The sequence below is a fragment of the Xanthomonas vasicola genome (genome assembly GCF_000772705.2).
In the GTDB taxonomy this organism is placed as follows: domain Bacteria; phylum Pseudomonadota; class Gammaproteobacteria; order Xanthomonadales; family Xanthomonadaceae; genus Xanthomonas; species Xanthomonas vasicola.
This window is the reverse complement of sequence record NZ_JSBW02000055.1, coordinates 28,841-48,344: the sequence shown is the minus strand read 5'-3', so window position 1 is coordinate 48,344 and position 19,504 is coordinate 28,841. Positions and strand designations below refer to the sequence as shown.

The 19,504-nt window shown below is 65.3% G+C and carries 10 protein-coding genes; 3 read left to right on the top strand and 7 right to left on the bottom strand.

Annotated features, from left to right (window positions below; all coding sequences use genetic code 11):
* Positions 1-6: 6 nt before the first annotated feature.
* The 5 genes from treY to glgA are packed head-to-tail and all read right to left on the bottom strand — an operon-like array spanning position 7 to position 10,130.
* Entirely contained in the window at positions 7-2,616 is a 2,610-nt protein-coding gene (gene treY / locus NX05_RS16045) for a malto-oligosyltrehalose synthase (protein WP_039433093.1), read from the bottom strand.
* Positions 2,613-4,562 carry a 4-alpha-glucanotransferase gene (locus NX05_RS16040; protein ID WP_039433094.1) on the bottom strand — a complete coding sequence of 650 codons (1,950 nt, stop codon included), beginning with the start codon at positions 4,560-4,562 and terminating at the stop codon, positions 2,613-2,615. The genes treY and NX05_RS16040 overlap by 4 nt, the downstream gene beginning before the upstream one ends.
* Complete coding sequence (gene treZ, locus NX05_RS16035) at positions 4,559-6,316, bottom strand: malto-oligosyltrehalose trehalohydrolase (RefSeq protein ID WP_039433095.1); 1,758 nt, start codon at positions 6,314-6,316, stop codon at positions 4,559-4,561. The genes NX05_RS16040 and treZ overlap by 4 nt, the downstream gene beginning before the upstream one ends.
* A 2-nt stretch (positions 6,317-6,318) precedes the next feature.
* Positions 6,319-8,550 (bottom strand): 1,4-alpha-glucan branching enzyme, encoded by a 2,232-nt coding sequence (locus NX05_RS16030; RefSeq protein ID WP_039433096.1) that lies wholly within the window; start codon positions 8,548-8,550, stop codon positions 6,319-6,321.
* The gene (glgA, locus tag NX05_RS16025) at positions 8,547-10,130 is read right to left on the bottom strand and encodes a glycogen synthase GlgA (RefSeq protein ID WP_039433098.1); all 1,584 of its coding nucleotides are present in this window, start codon (positions 10,128-10,130) and stop codon (positions 8,547-8,549) included. Before glgA ends, NX05_RS16030 begins: the two co-directional genes overlap by 4 nt.
* A 487-nt stretch (positions 10,131-10,617) precedes the next feature.
* Between glgA and NX05_RS16020 the strand changes: the two genes are divergently transcribed.
* Positions 10,618-12,249 carry a GGDEF domain-containing protein gene (locus NX05_RS16020; RefSeq protein WP_039433105.1) on the top strand — a complete coding sequence of 544 codons (1,632 nt, stop codon included), beginning with the start codon at positions 10,618-10,620 and terminating at the stop codon, positions 12,247-12,249.
* Here NX05_RS16020 and NX05_RS16015 read toward each other — a convergent pair.
* Positions 12,246-13,634: a glycoside hydrolase family 10-like protein gene (locus tag NX05_RS16015; RefSeq protein WP_104607735.1), complete on the bottom strand. Its 1,389-nt coding sequence runs from the start codon at positions 13,632-13,634 to the stop codon at positions 12,246-12,248. The two genes, NX05_RS16020 and NX05_RS16015, sit on opposite strands and share 4 nt — an antisense overlap.
* Before the next feature lie 161 nt (positions 13,635-13,795).
* Positions 13,796-14,737: a DUF808 domain-containing protein gene (locus NX05_RS16010; protein ID WP_010367950.1), complete on the bottom strand. Its 942-nt coding sequence runs from the start codon at positions 14,735-14,737 to the stop codon at positions 13,796-13,798.
* A 240-nt stretch (positions 14,738-14,977) separates the two neighbouring features.
* Here NX05_RS16010 and NX05_RS16005 point away from each other — a divergent pair, with 240 nt between their 5' ends.
* Complete coding sequence (locus NX05_RS16005; protein ID WP_039433109.1) at positions 14,978-16,702, top strand: ABC1 kinase family protein; 1,725 nt, start codon at positions 14,978-14,980, stop codon at positions 16,700-16,702.
* A gap of 518 nt (positions 16,703-17,220) precedes the next feature.
* Positions 17,221-19,329 carry a phosphoglycerol transferase I gene (locus NX05_RS16000; protein WP_039433111.1) on the top strand — a complete coding sequence of 703 codons (2,109 nt, stop codon included), beginning with the start codon at positions 17,221-17,223 and terminating at the stop codon, positions 19,327-19,329.
* Positions 19,330-19,504: the final 175 nt, after the last annotated feature.

Here is a 19,504-nt window from a genome sequence, read left to right as displayed (position 1 = left end):
GGGGGGTCAATTTTCTTGGGACAGCAACACTGCCACCGGCGCACGCGCAAACAGCGTGGATAGCTCGACACGGCCGCGCTGTGGCTGCAGCGTGCTGCCGTCGAGCACATTACGGTATGTGCCCTCGACCAATGCCAACGATGCCTGACCCCAGGTGGCCGGCGCCACCAGCAACGGCAGATCGCCCTCGCCCTCAGCGCCAGCGCCCAGCCGCGTGACGGCCACCACCAGCGACTGCCCGCGGTACTGGCGACGGAATGCCAGCACCTGTGCACCGCCACTGACCGCCACGTTCAAAGGCTGATAGTCGCCCTTCGCAAACAGCGAAGGATGTTCGCGACGTAGCTGCAGCAACAGTGCCGTGAGACGCGCCTTGACCGCGCCATCGCGCCAGCTGCGCAGCAACCCGGTGAAGTCGCGTGCCTGCTGCAGCCATTGCTGGCGCTGAGCGTAATCGACCGGGCGGCGGTTATCCGGGTCCACCAACGACAGATCCCAGCCTTCGGTGCCCTGATACAGGTCGGGCACGCCGGGCACGGTCAGGCGCAAGGTGGTTTGCACCAGTCCGTTACGCGCGCCAGCGGCGGCAATGTGGTTGCTGGCGCGCAGCAGCGCGCGCCGCAGCGGCAGCCCGGCACGGCTGCACAGCACCTGCTCCACGGTGGCCTGCACGGCCTGCTCATAGGCCGGCGAGCCATCGGTCCAGCTGGTGTGCAGTTTGGCTTCGCGCACCGCCTTGAGCAGCCATTGCGCGATGCGCTCGGCGTAGTCGGCAAGCGGCTCGGTCTGATCGGCGCCCAGGCCGAGCGGCCACGCCGCCACCAAGGTCTGCCACAGCATCTGCTGGTCGCCACCGGCCAGGGCCGGTGATTCCAGCGCTTCGGCCAGCGCATCAAATTGCGCGCTCTGCTCCACCCACCAGCGCGGCTGCTCGGACAGCAGCGCCAGCCGCATGCGCAGGTCTTCGCCGCGCTTGTGGTCGTGGGTGGCCGTGGCCAGCAATGCACGCGGGTAGTGTTTGGCGCGCTCGCTATTCTGCGCGTGGAACTCGGCGGCTTCGTTGGCGAAATGCGTCGGATGGCTGCCGACTTCATTCCGCGACAACAGTACGCCATGCCGGTAGAACGCGGTGTCTTCCACCGATTTGGCATTGAGCGGTGCAGACAGCTGTTCCACACGACGGCGCAGGATGCGCCGCAACGCGATCTGCGCACGGTCGGCACCGGCATCGTCGAGCAACCAGCGCTCGATCGCGTCCACGGCCGCCACGATCGATTCCGGCATGCCCTCGCGCGCCTTTACGGCGGTGGCGCGCAAACGCTCCGCCTCGCTACCGGTGATGCCCTTCGCACCGGCATAGGTGCGGTACACCGGGAACCAGCGCAGCAACACGCACAAGCCGCGCGCCAGCATCTGCGGGCTGAACTCGCGCGTGGGCGGATCCAGTCGCGCCAACGCCGACAATGCACCAACGGCGCGATTGAATTCGGTCTGCAGCGGGCCGCGCAGGATTTCATCACGGGCGCTGCGTTCTTCCTGCGCGAAGTCGCCGCTGCGCCCGCTCACCTTCTGCCAGGCACGCGCCAGTGGCTTGAAGCCGGCCGCGTCATGCAGCAGGCCGCCCACCTGGTCCATGAAGTCGTAACCGGTGGTGCCATCGCACGGCCAGTCGGCCGGCAGGTGCTCGCCGGGAGCAAGGATTTTTTCCAAATACAGGCCCAGCGTGCCGGGCTTCAGGCCACGCGTGCGGCCGGCTGCATCCAGCCGGCTACGCAGCTTGCGCACATAGCCGGTGGGGTCGGTGAGCCCATCCACGTGGTCGATGCGCAAGCCATCCAGATGGCCTTCGGCCACCAGCCGCAGCGGCAACGCGTGCACTGCATCGAACACCGCCGGCAATTCCACCCGCAACGCCACCAGCGAGGTGATGTCGAAGAAGCGACGGTAGTTGAGCATGTCGTTGCCCACGCGCCACCAGTTCAAGCGATATGGCTGGCGCTCGATCAACTTGTGCAGGCGGCCATCGCCGCGTTTGGCGCCGTCGTTGTAGTCACGCAGCCACTGCGCACGTGCGGCTTTTTCGGGGATCTCCATCGTTTGCGGACGAATCGGGTAGCGCTGGTCGTAATGCGCCAACGCGGCGCTGCCGTCGTCTTCGATCACCAGCGTGATCAGGCCTTCGGCCAGCGCTGTCGCATACGGGCGGTCCAGCACGGCCAGCCACAACTTGCCGTCGCGTCCCGGCGCGCGCCAATCGATGTCGAACCAGTCGGCATGCTTGGCGCTGCGGCCGTTGCGCAGCACGTCCCACCACCACGCATTCTGCGCATGCGTGGCCATGTGGTTGGGCACGATGTCGGCGATCAGGCCCATGCCGTGTTCGCGCGCGGCTTGCGAGAGTGCGACCAACGCGTCTTCGCCGCCGAGTTCGGGATTGACCACGGTGGGATCGATGTTGTCGTAGCCGTGCGTGGAGCCCGGCACGGCGGTGCCGATCGGCGACAGATACAGGTGGCTGATGCCCAGCCCGGCGTAATACGGCACCTGCGCGAGCGCGTCGTGCAAGGTGAAACCGGCATGCAGCTGCAGGCGGGCGGTGGCGCGTAGATCGATCATGGATGCGGTTCCGAAACGGCCGCGACGCGACGCGCCTCGGCAAAGCCCTGCAGCGCCGAACTCAGGCGCGCATGTGGCAAAGGATCGGGCAGGCGTCGACGCCAGTTGGGATGGACCTCGACGGTGCCCGGCAGATTGGGTTGTTCGTCCAGCGCCAGCGCATCCTCCACCGGCAACAAAGCCAGTGGCGAAACGCTGGTGGCGGTGAACCGCAGCGCGCCCAGCAGTGGGTCGTGCGCACTGCTCAGGCCGGCGTGTTCGACAGCCGCCTCCAGCCGTGCCACGTCCTTGCTGCGCGCCTTAGCATCGTCGCTGGCCTGCGCAGGCTGGATCAATTCCAGCTTGCGCCGCCAGTCGATATCCCGGCCCTCGCGCCAGCCAGTGAGCGTGGGCAGATCGTGGGTGGTGGTGGTGGCGATCGCATCCGGCCGCCATAGCGCCGGCGAGACGAACGCGCCGTCCTCATCGCGGGTGAACATCAACACATCGATGCCCATCACCCCACGCCGCGACAGTTCTTCGCGGATGCCTGGCGGCACCACGCCCAGATCCTCGCCGATAACAATCGCGCGATGCCGCCACGATTCCAGCGCGAGCAAGTTGAGCAGATCGTGCAGCGGATACGCCAGATACGCACCTTCATTGGAACTGGCGCCATCGGGCACCACCCACAGCCGCATCAGGCCCAGGATGTGATCGATGCGGATACCGCCGCGGTCGCGCAGCACCGCACGCAACAGCGCGATGTACGGCGCGTAGCTGCTCCGTCGCAATGCGGCGGGCGAATACGCACCGATGCCCCAATGCTGACCATCGGCATTGAAGGCATCCGGCGGCGCGCCCAGCACCAGGCCGCGCAACACGGTGTCGGCTGCGGCAGCGGCTTCGGCGCCGTTGGGGTCGAAGCCGACCGCCAGATCGGCAATCAACCCGAGCTTCATGCCGCGCTCGTGCGCCTCGCGTTGTGCATCGGACCAACTGCGCGCAGCCAGCCACTGTGTGAACACGTGCAGCTGCGGATCGTTGTCGCCGAAATCCTGCGCGGCGAAGCGTGCAAAGCCTTCCAATGCCGCGCCACCTGCAGTGCGGAATGCGACCAGGTCGGCGTGATCGGGCGCAACACGCGTGTACAGGTGGCGCAGCAATTCCCACTTGGCGTGCGCCGAGGCCTGCCAATGGATCAATGCGCCGTTGTGCAAGGTATCGAAACGTTCGCGCAGTCCGGGCACCTCGTTGATTGCATCCAGCGCCAGTTCGCCCAGGATGCGCACCGGCGCGGCATGCAATGGATCGAGAAAGCGCCGATCACTGGGCGAGTATGGGCTGTAGCCACCCGTTACCGGACGCGAGGCATGCACCGGACTCAGTGCCAAGGCGTCGGCGCCGGCCAAGGCCGCGTGCCGCAACCATTCCACGGTGCCGGCGGCATCGCCGATGCCACCGTCGTCCAGGCTGCGTGCCGAATACACCTGCAACGCCATGCCCCAGGCACGCGGGGATGGTTGGCCGCAGGCATCGGCCACGCTGAAACAACGCAGCGGCGCCACTGCCACCTGCTGGGTCATCGCGCCGATCTGCAGCGTCCAGTAACCGAAGCGCTGCGGGGCACGCACTTGCCCTTGCGCATCCGCCTGGGCGGCTTCGCTGGCACCACTGTCGTCGGTCCAGCGGCCGCTGGCATTGGCCGCCACGCGTAGTGGCAGCGGCTCACCCACCTGCACGGTCAGCAGCGGTGCCGGCTCGGCGGCTTGCGCCTGGCAACGGCGCAGGCTGTCAGCGCGTTGCGCGGTGGTGGCGGCGGGCAATTCCAACGCGGTGAGCACGGCATGCACCGATTGCTCGGACACCTGCCGCGGCTGGTCGCTGGCATCCACCCAATCCACCATCACCCCGGCCGCCGCGGCCAGGGTATTGAGATCCTCATTGCCCGAAGCGGGCGCACTCATGACTGTGCCTCGTGCCAGGCGATGAAGCCATCGACCGGCAGTTCCTGCGCGTCGGCCGCACCGTTTTCGACATGCGCCACGCGTCCGCGCAGCGGCGGCATCGGCACTGCCTGGGTGCCCACGTTAAAGGCGATGTGCCACAGACCATCCGGCAGCTCCCACGTGGCCGTCACTGCGCCATTGGCCAGCACGCTGGCACGCACAGCGCGCGCTTGCGCCAAGCCCGGCACCAACCATTGGCGACGCACAGCCAGCAATGCCTTGAACCAGGCTGCCCACTGCGCGCCGTCGCCATGCGCTGCGTCGGCGATCGGCGAACGCGATGCCGCGAACGTGGAATGGCTGTTCGGGTCGGGAATGGTGGCGCGCTGGGCTTCGTCGGCGAACGCAGCGAAGTGCGCGAACTCGCGCCGGCGCCCTTCGCGCACCGCCTCATCCAACGGCGGGCCGAAGTCGGTGAAGAATAGAAACGGCTGCTTGGCGCCCCACGGTTCGCCCATGAAAAACAGCGGAATCATCGGCGTGAGCGCGGTCAACGCCAAGGCCGCACGCAAGCGTTGCTGCGACACCAGCACACTCAACCGTTCGCCGCGGGCGCGGTTGCCGATCTGGTCGTGATTCTGTGCAAACACCACGAATTTATGCGGCGGCAACGCGCCACTGGGTTCGCCACGCACATGCCCGCGCGGATCGGGCTCACCCTGGTAGGCAAAGCCTTCGCCAAGCACACGTGCCAGATGCTCGGTCGGCTTGTCGGCAAACGCAGCGTAATAGCCTTCTTCTTCACCGGTCAGCAGCACATGCAAGGCGTTGTGGAAGTCGTCGTCCCATTGCGCGGTGTAGCCACGTTGCAATTGCGAGGCCTGATTGGCCTCGTTTTCCAGCACCAGATGCACATGCCGGCCAGCCGGCAAGCTGGCTTCGATGGCTTCGCGCAAGGTGTCCAGAAATGCATTCGGCGAGATCGCATGCACCGCATCCAGGCGCAGGCCATCGAAGCCGTATTCGTGCAGCCACATCAGTGCGTTATCGATAAAATATCGCTGCACCGGCGGCTTGCGGAAATCGATCGCCGCGCCCCACGGGGTGGGCTTGTCTTCGTTGAAGAACGGCGCGGCATAGCTGTGCAGGTAATTGCCGTCTGGGCCGAAGTGGTTGTAGACCACATCCAGCAACATCATCAAGCCATGCCCGTGCGCGGCATCGATCAGCGCCTTCAACTCGTCCGGGGTGCCATAGGCTTCCACCGGTGCATACGGCAGCACGCCGTCGTAGCCCCAGTTGTGCGCGCCGGGAAACGCGCTCAACGGCATCAGCTCGATGGCGGTAATACCCATCGCCGCCAACTGCGGCAGTTGTGCCTGCACGCCGGCATAGCCGCCGCAGGTGCCCACATGCACTTCGTAGATCACCGCCTCGTCCCACGGCCGCCCCTGCCACTGGGTGTCTTGCCAGGCGTAGCCATCGGTTGGCTGTACCGCGCTGGGGCCGTGCACGCCTTCGGGTTGCCAGCGCGATGCCGGGTCCGGGACTGGCTCACCGCCGTCGACGCTGTAGCGATAGCGTGCAGCGGGCGCGCAGTCGATCACCGTGCTGAAAAAACCGTCCTGTCCCGCCTGCAGCGCGCTGCGCGCGCCGTTGTCGAAGACCACGTCCACGTTCTTGGCTTCCGGAGCCCAGAGCGCAAAGCGCACCTGACCCTCACCCGCCGGCCAGGCGCCCCAGGCCGGTGTGATTGCATTGCGCTGGTTCATCGTTATTTCTCCGCTTGCAGATAGATCGTGGCCAGCGGCGGCAGGGTCAGGCGCAGGCGTTGCGCATGCCCATGCATGCCCATCGGTTCGGTCATAAGACGACCGCTGTTGCCGAGGTTGCTGCCGCCGTAATGGGCACTGTCGGTGTTGAGGATCTCGCGCCAGATGCCGGCACGCGGCACCCCCACGCGATAGCCGTGATGCGGTTGCGGGGTGAGGTTGCTCACCGCCAGCAATGGGGCACCGCCAGCAGGATCGTGGCGGATGAAGGCCAAGACGCTATTGCGCGCATCGTCGGCCACGCTCCAGTCGAAGCCTTCGGCGCGATGGGTCCCGCGATACAGCGCGGGAGTGCGGCGCAGCGCGGCGTTAAGATCGCCCACCAGCTGCTGCACGCCACGATGGCGCGTGCCATCGAGCAGATGCCAGTCCAGCGACTGGTCGTGGTTCCAATCTGCCCACTGGCCGAATTCGGCGCCCATGAACAGCAATTTGTCGCCCGGGTGCGCCCACATCAGCGCCAGATACGCACGCACGTTGGCGAAGCGGCGCCAGTCGTCGCCTGGCATCTGCCCGAGCAGACCACCGGTGCCGTGCACGACTTCATCGTGCGAGATGGGCAACACAAACCGCTCATCGAAGGCATACACCAACCCGAAGGTGAGCTGGCTGTGGTGCTGTGCACGCTCGGCTGGATCGCGCTGCATATAGCTCAGCGTGTCGTGCATCCAGCCCATGTTCCATTTGTGCGTAAAGCCCAAGCCGCCGTCGCTGATCGCCGCGGTCACGCCCGGCCAGGCGGTGGATTCTTCGGCGATGGTCAGTACGCCGGGGGACTGCGCGGCAATCTCGCGATTGAGTTGGCGCAGGAACGCCACCGCCTCCAGATTCTCGCGGCCGCCATGCGCGTTGGGCACCCACTCGCCTTCGGCACGGCCATAGTCGCGATACAGCATCGAGGCCACCGCATCCACGCGCAGGCCGTCGAGGTGGTAATGGTCGATCCACTCCAGCGCGCTGCCCAACAGGTACGCCGTCACTTCCGGCCGGCCGTAGTTGTAGATCAGCGTATTCCAGTCGCGATGCATGCCTTCGCGCGGATCGGCATGTTCGTACAGGGCGGCGCCGTCGAACTGCGCCAGGCCATGTGCGTCATCGGGGAAATGCGCGCTGACCCAGTCCAGGATCACGCCGATGCCGGCGCGGTGGCAGGCATCCACGAACTGCGCGAACCCATCCGGGCTGCCATGGCGGGCGGTGGGCGCATACAGGCCCAACGGCTGATAGCCCCAGGAACCGCCGAACGGGTGCTCGGTGATCGGCAACAATTCGATATGGGTGAAGCCGAGCTGCTGAACGTAAGGAATCAGCTGCTCTGCCAGGGTCCGCCAATCCAGCGGCTGGTTATGCCCATCGCGGCGCCAAGAAGCGGCGTGCACTTCGTAGATCGACAGCGGCGCCCGCACGGCGCTGGGATCGCGCTTGGCCATCCAGGCCGCGTCGGTCCACGCGAACGTGGCCGTGCCCGGCACCACCGACGCGGTGGCTGGCGGCAATTCGGTCTGCCGCGCCACCGGGTCGGCCTTGAGCAGCACGCGGCCATCGGCTGCGGTGACGGCGTACTTGTAGCGCGCGCCAGCTTCAACCCGCGGCAGGAACAGTTCCCAGAAGCCGCCGATACTCTGACGCATCGGGTGCCGGCGGACGTCCCAACCGTTGAAGTCGCCAACCACGGCCACGCGTTGCGCATGCGGCGCCCACACTGCAAAACGCACACCGGGCACATCGCCGCACTGCACATGCTGGGCGCCCAGCGCCCGGCGCAAGGCCTGGCCGTCGCCGGCAGCGATCTGCAGCAACAGCGATTCGTCCAGCGTGGCCGCGAACGCGTACGGGTCTTCGATCTCCTGCACCATGTCCGGCCACACGATCCGTAGCCGGTAGGGCCCTTCGATCGCCAGCGTGCCTTCAAAGACGCCATCGATCGGGCTGGGCTGCATGCGTGCCAGCAATTTGCCGCGCGCGTCGATCAACCCCATCGCCTCGGCGCCCGGCGCCAGCACACGCACCTGACGGCGGCCATCGGCGAGCGGATGCGGCCCAAGAACCGCAAAGGCGTCGGCCGGCAATCCATCCGCCAGCGCGTGCAGGCTCTGCAACATCTCCGAGTTCCCTTCCGTGGTCATGCCGTCTGCTTCCGTGCGCTGCTCCTGCCCGCCCTGCCGTTCGCTCATGACACCGTCGCGAGCGCGGGCGCGGTTGCGGCGGTGTGTTCGTAGAGCGAGAGGTATTTCTTACCTGCCACATCCCAACCGCTGGGACGCAGCATGGCCGCGCGCCGCATCGCAGACAGCAGGCTGGGCAGGCGGAAGGTGCGGAAGGCGCGCTCCAGGCAGCGGCGCAGCGCTTCGACGCTGGCGTGCTGGAACAGGAAGCCGGTCACGCCATCGTCCACGGTGTCGATCAGCCCGCCGGTCGCATGCGCGATCGGCAGGCAGCCGAAGCGCTGCGCATACATCTGGCTCAGGCCGCAGGGCTCGAAGCGCGAGGGCATCAGCAGGAAGTCGGCACCGGCGAACATGCGCCGCGCCAGGCCTTCCTCGAAGCCGATGAAGGCGCCCACCTGGCCGGGATAGCGCCTGGTCAGCTCGGCCACCTGCCGTTCGATCTCCGGCTCGCCGCCGCCGATCACCGCGATCTGGCCGCCAGCGGCCACGATCTGCGGGGCCACCTCGCAAATCAGGTCCAGGCCTTTCTGATGCACCAGCCGCGACACCACCGCAAACAGCGGGCCGGTGCTCTCGCGCAGCCCGAATGCCTTGCGCACCTGCGCTGCATTGGCCTGCCGGCCCTGCCACTGGTTCACGCTGAAGTGCGAATCCAGGTATTCATCGGTGCGCGGATCCCAGCTGGCGTCGATACCGTTGACGATGCCGGTGAGCGCGCCCTTGGCGGCGCGGCCGGCCAGCAGCCGGTCCAGCCCGCAGCCCTGCGCCGGGCCGGTGATCTGCTTGGCGTAGCTGACGCTGACCGTGTTGACGTGGTCGGCGTTGACGATGCCGCCGCGCAGGAACGACATCTGCCCGTAGAACTCCAGCTCGGCCACCCGCTCGGCAGGAATGCCCAGCGCGGCGGCCATCGAATACGGCACCAGACCCTGATAGGCCAGGTTATGGATGGTCAGCAGGCACGGCGTGGTGCCGCCAGACCAGCGTACGTAGCCGGCCGCCAGCGCGCACGGCCAGTCGTTTAGATGCAGCAGGCGCGGCTTCCAGCCAAGCCCGGCATGGCCTGCGGCAATTTCCGCGGCAGCATGCGACAAGGTGGCAAAGCGGATCGCGTTGTCTTCGAACTCCGAACCGCTGGTGCTCACATACGGCGAGCCGTCGCGTTCGAACAGTTCCTTGGACAGCAGGATGTAGATGGGCAGCCCGTCAGACTGCACGATGCGGCCGATGTCACAGGCCGGCAGCGCGGCATGCGCCAACACGCGGCCAACAATCTCCACCTTGCCGGCGCGCTCGAGCACCGCGCGGTAGCCGGGGATCAGCACACGTACGTCGTAGCGATGGCGCAGCGCGCGCGGCAGCGCAGCGGCGACATCGCCCAGACCGCCGGCCTTGATGAAGTCCGCCATCTCCGACACCACGAACAAGGCGCCACGCGTGTCTGCCAACGACACTGGCAAGCGCTCGTGGTGACGAATGAAACGGCCACGCGCATCGCGCGGTCGCCCGCTCTTCTTCAAAGTCGGGAGCATCGTGCTGCGCTCTAAACGTGCGGTGGTAGCGTGAAGCGGCATCATGGCAAGCATCAAACATCCGTCGTTAAGGTGGGTGGAGACGGAAAAACGGTGAAGCGAAAACCGCCGTCTGCCGATTCAGCCAGACGACTTGCTACGAATGAGGAGCGGGGGCAACGCGCGTACTCCACGTTGTCCTTGCTGATGAATCTACACCCCGACCAAATAAAATATGCGTGAACACGTGCTGACTTTTCTGCGACAGCCCACATTCCGTTAAGCACATTTGCGCATGTGCGCAGGCATAAGTGCCACATTGCAGTGCGATAACATCCCCGTATCGGTGCGTAGGCAGTGATATGCACTGGATGCGGGAAATTTCAGCCGCGTTCGCCGTCATATGAGTAACTCGTTCATTGGCGCCCTGCATCGCTTATCGCGACCTGGCTTCGCTTACCGCCCTCACGCCGCCATTGCGCGCTGCGGCCCGGCTTGCTCAAGCACCCCGTCTGCGCGCCGATAACGATCGTCAGCACAAGACCTTTTGAGACCGTGGCGCATGGCAGACCAGCCCGATCACCCAAGCCGTCCACGTGGCGGGCTGCGCCGCCTGTTGCCCTGGGGCGGCACGGACACCGCGCGCCCTTCCGCAACCACGATGCCCACGGTGATCAACGGCGAGCGCAGCGGGCAAGGCCTGGCCGCGCATCAGCTGGTGCCGGCCAAAGCCAAGTCCGGCGCACACGATCCCGCCGCCGCCACGGCGTTGCTGATGCGGCTGTTTTCGCATGCCGCACATCCGGAGGCACTGCTGCTGGCCTTCGCCGAAGGCATCGCCAGCCTGCACGGCGAGCTTGGCGACATGGGCGTGCGCCTGGGCGCGGCGTATGCAGCGGGCGACTGGCCTGGCTATGGCCGTGCCTTGCGTCAGCTGATCGACAAATACATCCGCACCATCGATATCGGCGATTCGCTGGCCGAAGGCCGCACCGAGGCCGAGCAGCTGTGCGACCTGCTGCGCCACGCGCTGGGCAATGCCCTGGCCACGCTGTTGCAACGCAACCCGGAGCTGGCCGAAGAAGCGCAGACGCTGGCATCGGCACTGCGCCACTGGCGCCCGGGACACGAGCTGATCACGCTGGAACAGCGCCTGCGCGAGCTCAGCCATCAGATTGGCCTACGTGCTGAAGATGCCAGTGAGCAACAGAACTTATTACTTGGCTTGTTCGACCTGTTGCTTGAGAACGTCGGCGAACTCCTGGATGATCGCAGCTGGCTGCAAGGCCAGATCTCGGTCGTGCGGCAGCTGATTTCCGGCCCATTGGACGTCAGCTCCATCGAGCAGGCACGCGGCACCTTGCGTGAGGTGATCTACAAGCAAGGCCTGCTCAAGCAGGGCATCGCAGAATCCAAGACTGCCATGCGCGAAATGATGGTGTCCTTCGTCGACCGGTTGGATGGCATGGCCACCAGCACCGGCGAATACCACGACCGCGTTGCCGGTTATTCGCAGGCGATCGGCGACGCGCGCGGCATTCCCGACCTCAACCGGCTGCTGCAGGATCTGCTGCAAGACACCGCCGGTGTGCAGGCGCAGGCGCTGGCAGCGCGCGACGAACTACTTTCGGCACGTCGGCAGGTGGAAGATTCCGAACAACGCATCGCCTCGCTCGAACAGGAGCTCAAGGATGTGGCCGGCCTGGTGCGCGAAGACCAGCTCACCGGCGCGCTCAACCGACGTGGCTTCGAAGAACTGTTCCAGCGCGAGGCGGTGCGCACCCAGCGCAGCGGCCAGCCGCTGTGCGTGGCGATGCTGGACCTGGACGACTTCCGTCGCCTCAACGAGACCCACGGCCATGCCGGTGGCGACGCCGCGCTGCGTCACACCGTGGACGTGGCCAAGGCGGTGCTGCGCACCACCGACGCCATTGCCCGCTTCGGCGGCGAAGAATTCGTCTTGCTGCTGCCGGACTCGACCATTTTCGAAGCAAGCGCGGCGGTGATCCGCCTGCAGCGCGCGTTGTCGCAACGCTCGCTGCTGCATGACGACGTGCGCGTGTTCATCAGCTTCAGCGCCGGCGTGGCGCTACGGAATACCGACGAGACCCAGGACGAGGTCATCCGCCGCGCCGACCGCGCCATGTACGACGCCAAGTCGGCCGGCAAGAACCGGGTGATCAACGCCGGTTAATCGCCCTGCCAACGCAGCTTCAGGTAATCCACCACCTGTGCGGTCTGGGGCTGGGCAAGAAATCCATGGCGGAACAGCATGCAACCGCGTATCTGCGGCAAGGCAGCATTGAGATCCAACTGGCGGGCGATCTCGGGCACACCGCCTGCGACAGTCCAGTCCGGCTCCAATGCATTGGGTGTACCCACCTTGTAGAGCGCCATGCCGATGTAGAGCTGCACACGCCCGGTGCCGACGGTGTCGGCCCACCAGCGCGCGATGACGTCGTAACGCACAATCTGCCGCGCAAACGGCCAATAGATCTGCGGGACGATGTAATCGATGAGCTCTTCGCGCACCCAGCGTCGGGTATCGGCATAGGCCACATCGAACGAGGGCGCGCCTGCCTGCGTGTCCGATCCGCGCGGGTCGTCCTGCCGATTGCGCCATACGCCTGCCGGACTGACCCCGAAAGCCACGCTTGGCCGGATCGCCCGAATAGTCCTGCCCACATCGCACATCAATCGATAGGTGTTGTCGCGTCGCCAGTCGCCTTTGTCGGCGAAACCTGCTCCGTGGCGCGCGTAGGTCTGAGCATCGTCCAGTGGCGACTGGGCGGTTTCGCTGTAGAAATAATCATCGAACTGCACACCATCCACGTCGTAACGAACAATCAGTTCCGCAACGACGGCACAGATCCAGCAACGGACGGCCGGAATGCCCGGATCAAGCACCAGCCGGTCGGCGGCCACGCCCACCCACTCGGGATGCTGCACATACACGCTGGGTGGCGAATCGCTTGCCGCAGCGCTCAACATCTCCAGCGTGGCCTGGCTGATGTCGGTCGAAACACGGTAAGGATTGAGCCAAGCATGGACCTGGATGCCACGTGCATGTGCGTGGCGGAGCAAGAATGCCAATGGATCGAAACCCGGATCTTTCCCGAGCACGCCCGTCAGCACCTGCGACCACGGCAGGATCCTTGATCGGTAGAGCGCATCGGCGCATGGCTTGACCTGGAAGACCAGCGTATTGAGATGCAGCGCTTGGGCTTGATCGAGAATGGTCAGCAATTCCTGCTGCTGGGCCATGACACGCGCGACCGGGTCGACCATCCGCGAGGACGCCGCGCTTGGCCAATCGAGATTGAGCACACTCGTCACCCAGGTGGCCCGCATCTGGCGTTTCCCAGGGAGAGCTGCCCGCGCCGGGGCACCGGTCGTGCTCGCCGCAATTGCCGCTGCCCCCAAACTCAGAAAGCGCCTGCGACCGATCACTGCGCCCGCGTGGATCGGTTCGGCGTGCGCGCCATTGGCTGCCTTCGCCACGTCTGCCTGCGCGGATGCAGGCGCAGATCCGCCTGCATGACCGCGACCGTTGACCCTCTCCTGCATGCTGCACCCCATCGGTTGTCTGTCCTGGGAACCGGCCAAACCGGTCGGACAGAGGGCAATGCCAGCGCAATCAGCTCAGACCACACATGATCTGTCGCAAGCTTAACAAGCACCACAGGCAAACGCAGACGCGTGATCGGCAGCATGCACATCACTTCGCTTAAGGCACAAGATCACTGTACGTTCTTGCCGCCGCGCAGCTTCTGAAACAGCATCACCGCGCCCAGCACGATCGCACCGGCCACCACGCCGACCAGCATGTTGCCCAGCGCTTCGACCAGCCAGCTCATGCCGCCGGCGGATTTGGCCAGATCCAGCACCAGGTGATGCAGCGCCGGGATGTTGTGCACCAGAATGCCGCCGCCGACCAGGAACATCGCCAGCGTGCCGGCCACCGACAGGAACTTCATCAGCCACGGCGCCGCCACAAGGATGCCGCGACCAAAGGCGGCCAGCGCGGCGCCTTTCTTGGTCAGGTACAGACCCAGGTCATCCAGCTTCACGATCGCCGCGACCAGGCCGTACACGCCAATGGTCATCGCCAACGCAATTGCCACCAGCACCGCCACCTGCTGCCCGAACGACACGGCGGAGACCACGCCAAGCGAGAGCACGATGATCTCTGCGGAGAGGATGAAATCGGTGCGAATCGCGCCCTTCACCTTGTCCTTTTCCAGCGCCACTACGTCCACGCTCTCGTCGGCCAGCGCGCGGGTGCGCTCGGCATGCCGCTGCGCTTCTTCCTCGTCGTTGTGCAGGAACTTGTGCGCCAGCTTTTCCACGCCCTCGAAGCACAGATAAGCGCCACCGATCATCATCAACGGCATCACAAGCGGCACGTTGTAGCCGCGCCCGCGCAGCCAAGCTTCCAGCGCACTGATCGCCAGCGCCGCCGGCACCAGGATCATCTTGTTCACCAACGAGCCCTTGGCCACTGCCCACACCACCGGCAACTCGCGGTCGGCAGTGACGCCGGTCACCTGCTGCGCGTTGAGCGCCAGATCGTCGCCGAGCACGCCGGCGGTCTTCTTGGCCGCAACCTTGGTCAGGATGGAAACGTCGTCCAGCAGCGTGGCGATGTCGTCGAGCAGGGTGAACAGGCTGGCACCGGCCATGCAGAGATCCTTCTTGGGTATGCGTGAATTCTCGCCGATTCGGCGCCCGTGTGGGGTGATGAGCAGCCATTGTGCGGTTGATGCGTGCCGTTGCCGGGGCGATGCCAGCATGCCGCGTGTGCGCTTGCGGTCGGTCGCGCCGGCCTTGGGCAGGCGTGCCTGCATGGTGCAGGCGCACTCGGATTCACCACGCGACGACCCGCCGCTGGCCACACTCGCCGCCTGCATGACGCCCCGGAGATGGCCTTGAGTCGGAACGACCCGCACCGCGCACCGGCCAAGGCCACAGGCCCGGCAGATCACGCCGTGGTGGGCGGCATGAGCCGGCGCACGCAAATCCTGCGCCTGCTGCTGCGCTATCGCGGCTCGGGTGTGTTCGCCGGCATGAATCTGGACCCGGCGGCCATCAACGAATACGAAGTGCCCGCGGAAGGCACCCCGGACCAGTTCGTCTCAGACCTGGAATCGCTTGGCCCCACCTTCGTCAAACTGGGCCAGATGCTGTCCACCCGGCCGGACATCGTGCCGCCGGAGTTCGCCACCGCGCTGGAGCGCATGCAGGAGAACACCAGCTCGGTGCCTGTGGAGCGCATCCGCCAGATCATCGAAGAAGAACTCGGGGTGTCGGTCAACAAGGCGTTCTCGCATTTCGACCCTGTCCCGCTGGGCTGCGCCTCGCTAGCGCAAGTGCACCGCGCCGCGTTGCGCGATGGCACGCCGGTGGCCATCAAGGTACAGAAGCCCGAAGTGGCCGCGCAGGTGCGCTCGGACCTGGACGTGCTCAAGAGCTTCGCCACTGCCGCCGACCGCCTCACCGGCATCGGCCGGCGTGTGCGCTTTGCCGATTGGCTGGGGGAATTCGGCAAGACGCTACGCGCCGAACTCAACTATGAAGACGAAGCCGAAACCCTGGTGCGCTTCGGCAAGCATCTCAAGCCGTTCCCGTTGCTGTGGGTGCCGCAACCGGTGTGGGACCTGAGCAGCCGCAAGGTGCTGACCATGCAGCTGGCCGAAGGCGTGCGCGTGGACAAGATCTCCGGTCTGCGCCGCACCGAACAGCCGATGGACGACCTGGCGGCAGAGCTGGTCAAAGGCTATCTGGACCAGATGTTCGTGCATGGCGAAATACACGCCGACCCGCATCCAGGCAACTTGCGCGTGCTGCAGGATGGGCGCCTGGCCATCTTCGACCTGGGCATGGTGGCGCATGTGCCGCCGCGCCTGCGGGAGCGCTTGCTCAAGCTGCTGTTCGCCGCGGTCGATGGGCGCGGCGAAGAAGTGGCTGAAGAGACCATTGCGCTCAGCACGCGACTGGAGGATTACGACGAAGAGCGCTACCAGCGCGAAACCGGGCAGATGATCGCGCGCTATGCCGCGCACGACGCCACTTCCGAAGGCCGCGTGGTGCTGGATCTTGTGCGCATCGCTACCTCGACCGGTTTGCGCACGCCGCCGGAGTTGAGCCTGCTTGGCAAGACGCTGCTCAATCTGGAAGGCGTGTGCCGCGCCCTGTCGCCCAATATGGATACGCGCCGCATCGTCGAGCGCCATCTGCAGCACGTGATGCGGGCACGTCTGAAAAAATCGCTGTCTGCCGCCAATTTGGCCAGCGAGGCGATGGAACTGCAGCATCTGGTGCGCGAAGGGCCGCGCCGCATGTCGGAGATTCTGTCGCTGGCTGCGGAAAACCGCCTGCAGATGCGCGTCACCGGGCTGGAAGAATCGCACCTGATGGAAAGCCTGCAGAAGATCGCCAACCGCGTTGCGGCCGGCATCGTGACTGCCGCGCTGATCATGGCCTCGGCGCAGATGATGCGCATCGAAACCGGCTTGAAGCTGTGGGGGTATCCGGCGATTGCGATGGTGCTGTTCCTGCTCGGCGTCGTGCTGGGGCTGGGCATTGTGGTCAGCGCGCTGCTGTTCGACCGCCGCGTGCGTGCGCGCGAAGAGCGTGGGCACCGTTAGCGGCTGATCTTTGTGGCAGCATCCGGGTGTTTTGGTCGGCAGCGGTCAAGTACCTCGGATCGTTCGTCAGCCCTCACTGCCTGCGAGATTGCATTCAGTGCTGCGTGGGACACGCAACGAACTGTGCGAGGAAAGCACTAGAACATCTTGCGAATTTCGCACCGCGCTCTGCATAGCCGATTACAAGCGTACTGGGCACAGACTCATCCCACACACCTCGCGTCGCTGTCGCTTGCAGCAACGCTGCAGCGAGCACAACTCCCCTCATGCATGGGTACGATTGCGATTCGGCGCCGCACGCGTTTCAGCAGTGATGTGCTGATTGGTACGCGGTGATGCGCAATTACTCTGCACGCTGCCGCGTTGACGCGGCGCTGGATCTCAGCCGTAACAAACATTTCAGTCAGCTTCGGCGCGGCATAGTCCGTCATCCGGGTGTCACATTGCAGGTGACACACAGGACATGGCGAGCAAGGCGTCCGGCACGCGCTCGCATCATTCCCCCACGGACGCTGCGCATGCATTGGATGTTGTTGGTTTCGTTGTTGCTCTTGTTGTGGTTGTTGGTCGCCTCGCCGCGTCTGGCATGGCTCAAGGCTGGCTTGTTGTCACTGTTTCTGCTGCTACTCAGCGCTTGGGGATTGGTGGACCGGCTCAGTGGCGACGGCATCAACGCGGCCACGTTGTATCACCTGCGCGCCGATATGGACGGTGCCGGCGTCAGCGATTTTTCCGGTTATATCGCGGTGTTCGTCGGCATGCTGCTGCTCTCGGTGAGCCCGCTGCTGCTGGTGCGGGTGCAACGCTTTCAACGTCCGCGCGGTGGCGCTGCGGTGTTCGCAGGGTTCGCGAGCATGTTGCTGATCAGCATCGCAGTGAGTCCGCTGTATCGCGATGGCAAGCGCCTGTACTACCAGTTGCGTCCGGTCGATTACGCCACCGTTGTGCCGGAATACCAGGTGCCGCAGCAACCACTGCAGAAGCGCAAGAACATCGTGTGGATCTATGGCGAAAGCCTGGAGCGCACCTACTTCGACGAAAACGTGTTTCCGGGCTTGATGCCCAACTTGCGCGCGCTTGCCACCGAAGCGGTGGACGTGCGCAATCTCACCTCCACCGAAGGCAGCGGCTGGACCATTGCCGGCATGGTCGCCTCGATGTGCGGCGTGCCGCTCACCACCGCGCCGGGCGATGAAAACAGCATGGACCGCATGGGCATGTTCCTGCCCGAAGCGCGTTGCTTAGGCGATTACCTCAAGGATCAGGGCTACCGCAATCACTATGTAGGCGGCGCCGATGCAAGCTTCGCCGGCAAGGGTCGTTTCCTGTCCAGCCATGGCTTCGACGTGGTGCACGATGTGCACTACTTCCAGGACAAGGGCGTGGCGCCAAAGCACTTTTCCGCATGGGGCGTGCACGACGATGTATTGCTGGAGGACGCATGGAGCAGCTTCCAGACGCTCTCGCGTGCCGGCCAACCCTTCATGCTGACGACACTCACGATGGACACGCATCATCCGGCCGGCCACCTGCCGCTGGCCTGCAAGGACCAGCACTACGACAGCGCACTCGGCGATATCGGCCTGCTGCACGCCATCAAATGCAGCGACCGGTTGATCGGCGAATTGGTCGCGCGCATCCGCAATAGCCGCTATGGCAAGAACACCATCATTGTCATCGCCTCAGATCATTTGGCAATGCCCAACGATCTGAGCGACGTGCTGGCCAAGCAGAAGCGCGAGAACCTGCTGCTCTTCCTGGGAAAGGACATCGCACCACAACAAGTGGTGACGCGCGCAGGCAGCACGCTCGATTCGGGCGCGACGCTGCTGCAGTTGCTGGAACCTGGCATGCGCACGCTCGGCTTTGGCCGCTCGCTGCTGGCCAGCGATGCCACGCCCAGCGCCAGCGTTGCCGCCAGCCGCGACAGCGGTAAGGACTATCCACGCTATCTGGCTTATGCGCGCACGCTATGGACCGGACGCAGCACGCGCATGTTGCGCATCAACGGCAATGGCGATGTGGTGGTCGGCGTACAACAGGTTCGCCCGCCGGTGCTGTTGGAATACGACAAGGACACCAACCTGAAAACGGTGTACCTGGAAAACACCTCGCGTCAGTTCGACCGCACGCATTCCAAAGGCACGCTGGCCTATGTCGACCGCTGTACTGCATTCGAAGACGGCTCAGCCGATGGCGACTGGTGCGCACTGGTGGTGGACCGCCACCAGAACATGAAGCTGTATCGCGACCCGGACCTCACGCGCGGCATCGCCGTCGATGCGCCGCTGGAGGCTTCCCAGCAAGGTCCACGTCCACGTGTGCGCCAGCCGATCATGCTCACCCAGGCTGCCCGCAAGACCGACGCCGGCCGCTACATGCTCGAGCTCTACACCAAGCGCCGACCCACGCGCGCGTTCTGGGTCGAAGCGGTGTCGTCCGAACGTAACGTCGTGCTGGCACAGCAATGGGTGGTGCCCGACGCCGCCGGGCGCATCCGCATGCCGGTGGGCCTGGAACATGCGGTCGAAGACCTGGAGATCCGCGCCTGGCTCGATTACACCGAAGACGTCAGCGTGGACGATCTGGCCTTGGTCAAGGACATCCCAGTGGCGGACCGCTCCTGATCTGAGCCACTGCACTGCCGTGGAGCGTGGACATTCTGGCGCGGTGTCCTTACCGCTTACGGGATCGTTGGCCACATGGATGACGCCATCGGGCCCCAATGGACGGGTTCACGGCGTGTCACGCAAGCGGTGAGGGCATCGCGCCCTCGACTACGCAAGTTTTGGCCCTAAGCAT

Excerpts from the sequence above, each read along its gene's own strand:
- treY (WP_039433093.1), bottom strand. The coding sequence starts at position 2,616 with ATGATCGATCTACGCGCCACCGCCCGCCTGCAGCTGCATGCCGGTTTC.
- NX05_RS16040 (WP_039433094.1), bottom strand. The coding sequence starts at position 4,562 with ATGAGTGCGCCCGCTTCGGGCAATGAGGATCTCAATACCCTGGCCGCG.
- treZ (WP_039433095.1), bottom strand. The coding sequence starts at position 6,316 with ATGAACCAGCGCAATGCAATCACACCGGCCTGGGGCGCCTGGCCGGCG.
- NX05_RS16030 (WP_039433096.1), bottom strand. The coding sequence starts at position 8,550 with ATGAGCGAACGGCAGGGCGGGCAGGAGCAGCGCACGGAAGCAGACGGC.
- glgA (WP_039433098.1), bottom strand. The coding sequence starts at position 10,130 with ATGCTTGCCATGATGCCGCTTCACGCTACCACCGCACGTTTAGAGCGC.
- NX05_RS16020 (WP_039433105.1), top strand. The coding sequence starts at position 10,618 with ATGGCAGACCAGCCCGATCACCCAAGCCGTCCACGTGGCGGGCTGCGC.
- NX05_RS16015 (WP_104607735.1), bottom strand. The coding sequence starts at position 13,634 with ATGGGGTGCAGCATGCAGGAGAGGGTCAACGGTCGCGGTCATGCAGGC.
- NX05_RS16010 (WP_010367950.1), bottom strand. The coding sequence starts at position 14,737 with ATGGCCGGTGCCAGCCTGTTCACCCTGCTCGACGACATCGCCACGCTG.
- NX05_RS16005 (WP_039433109.1), top strand. The coding sequence starts at position 14,978 with ATGGCCTTGAGTCGGAACGACCCGCACCGCGCACCGGCCAAGGCCACA.
- NX05_RS16000 (WP_039433111.1), top strand. The coding sequence starts at position 17,221 with ATGCATTGGATGTTGTTGGTTTCGTTGTTGCTCTTGTTGTGGTTGTTG.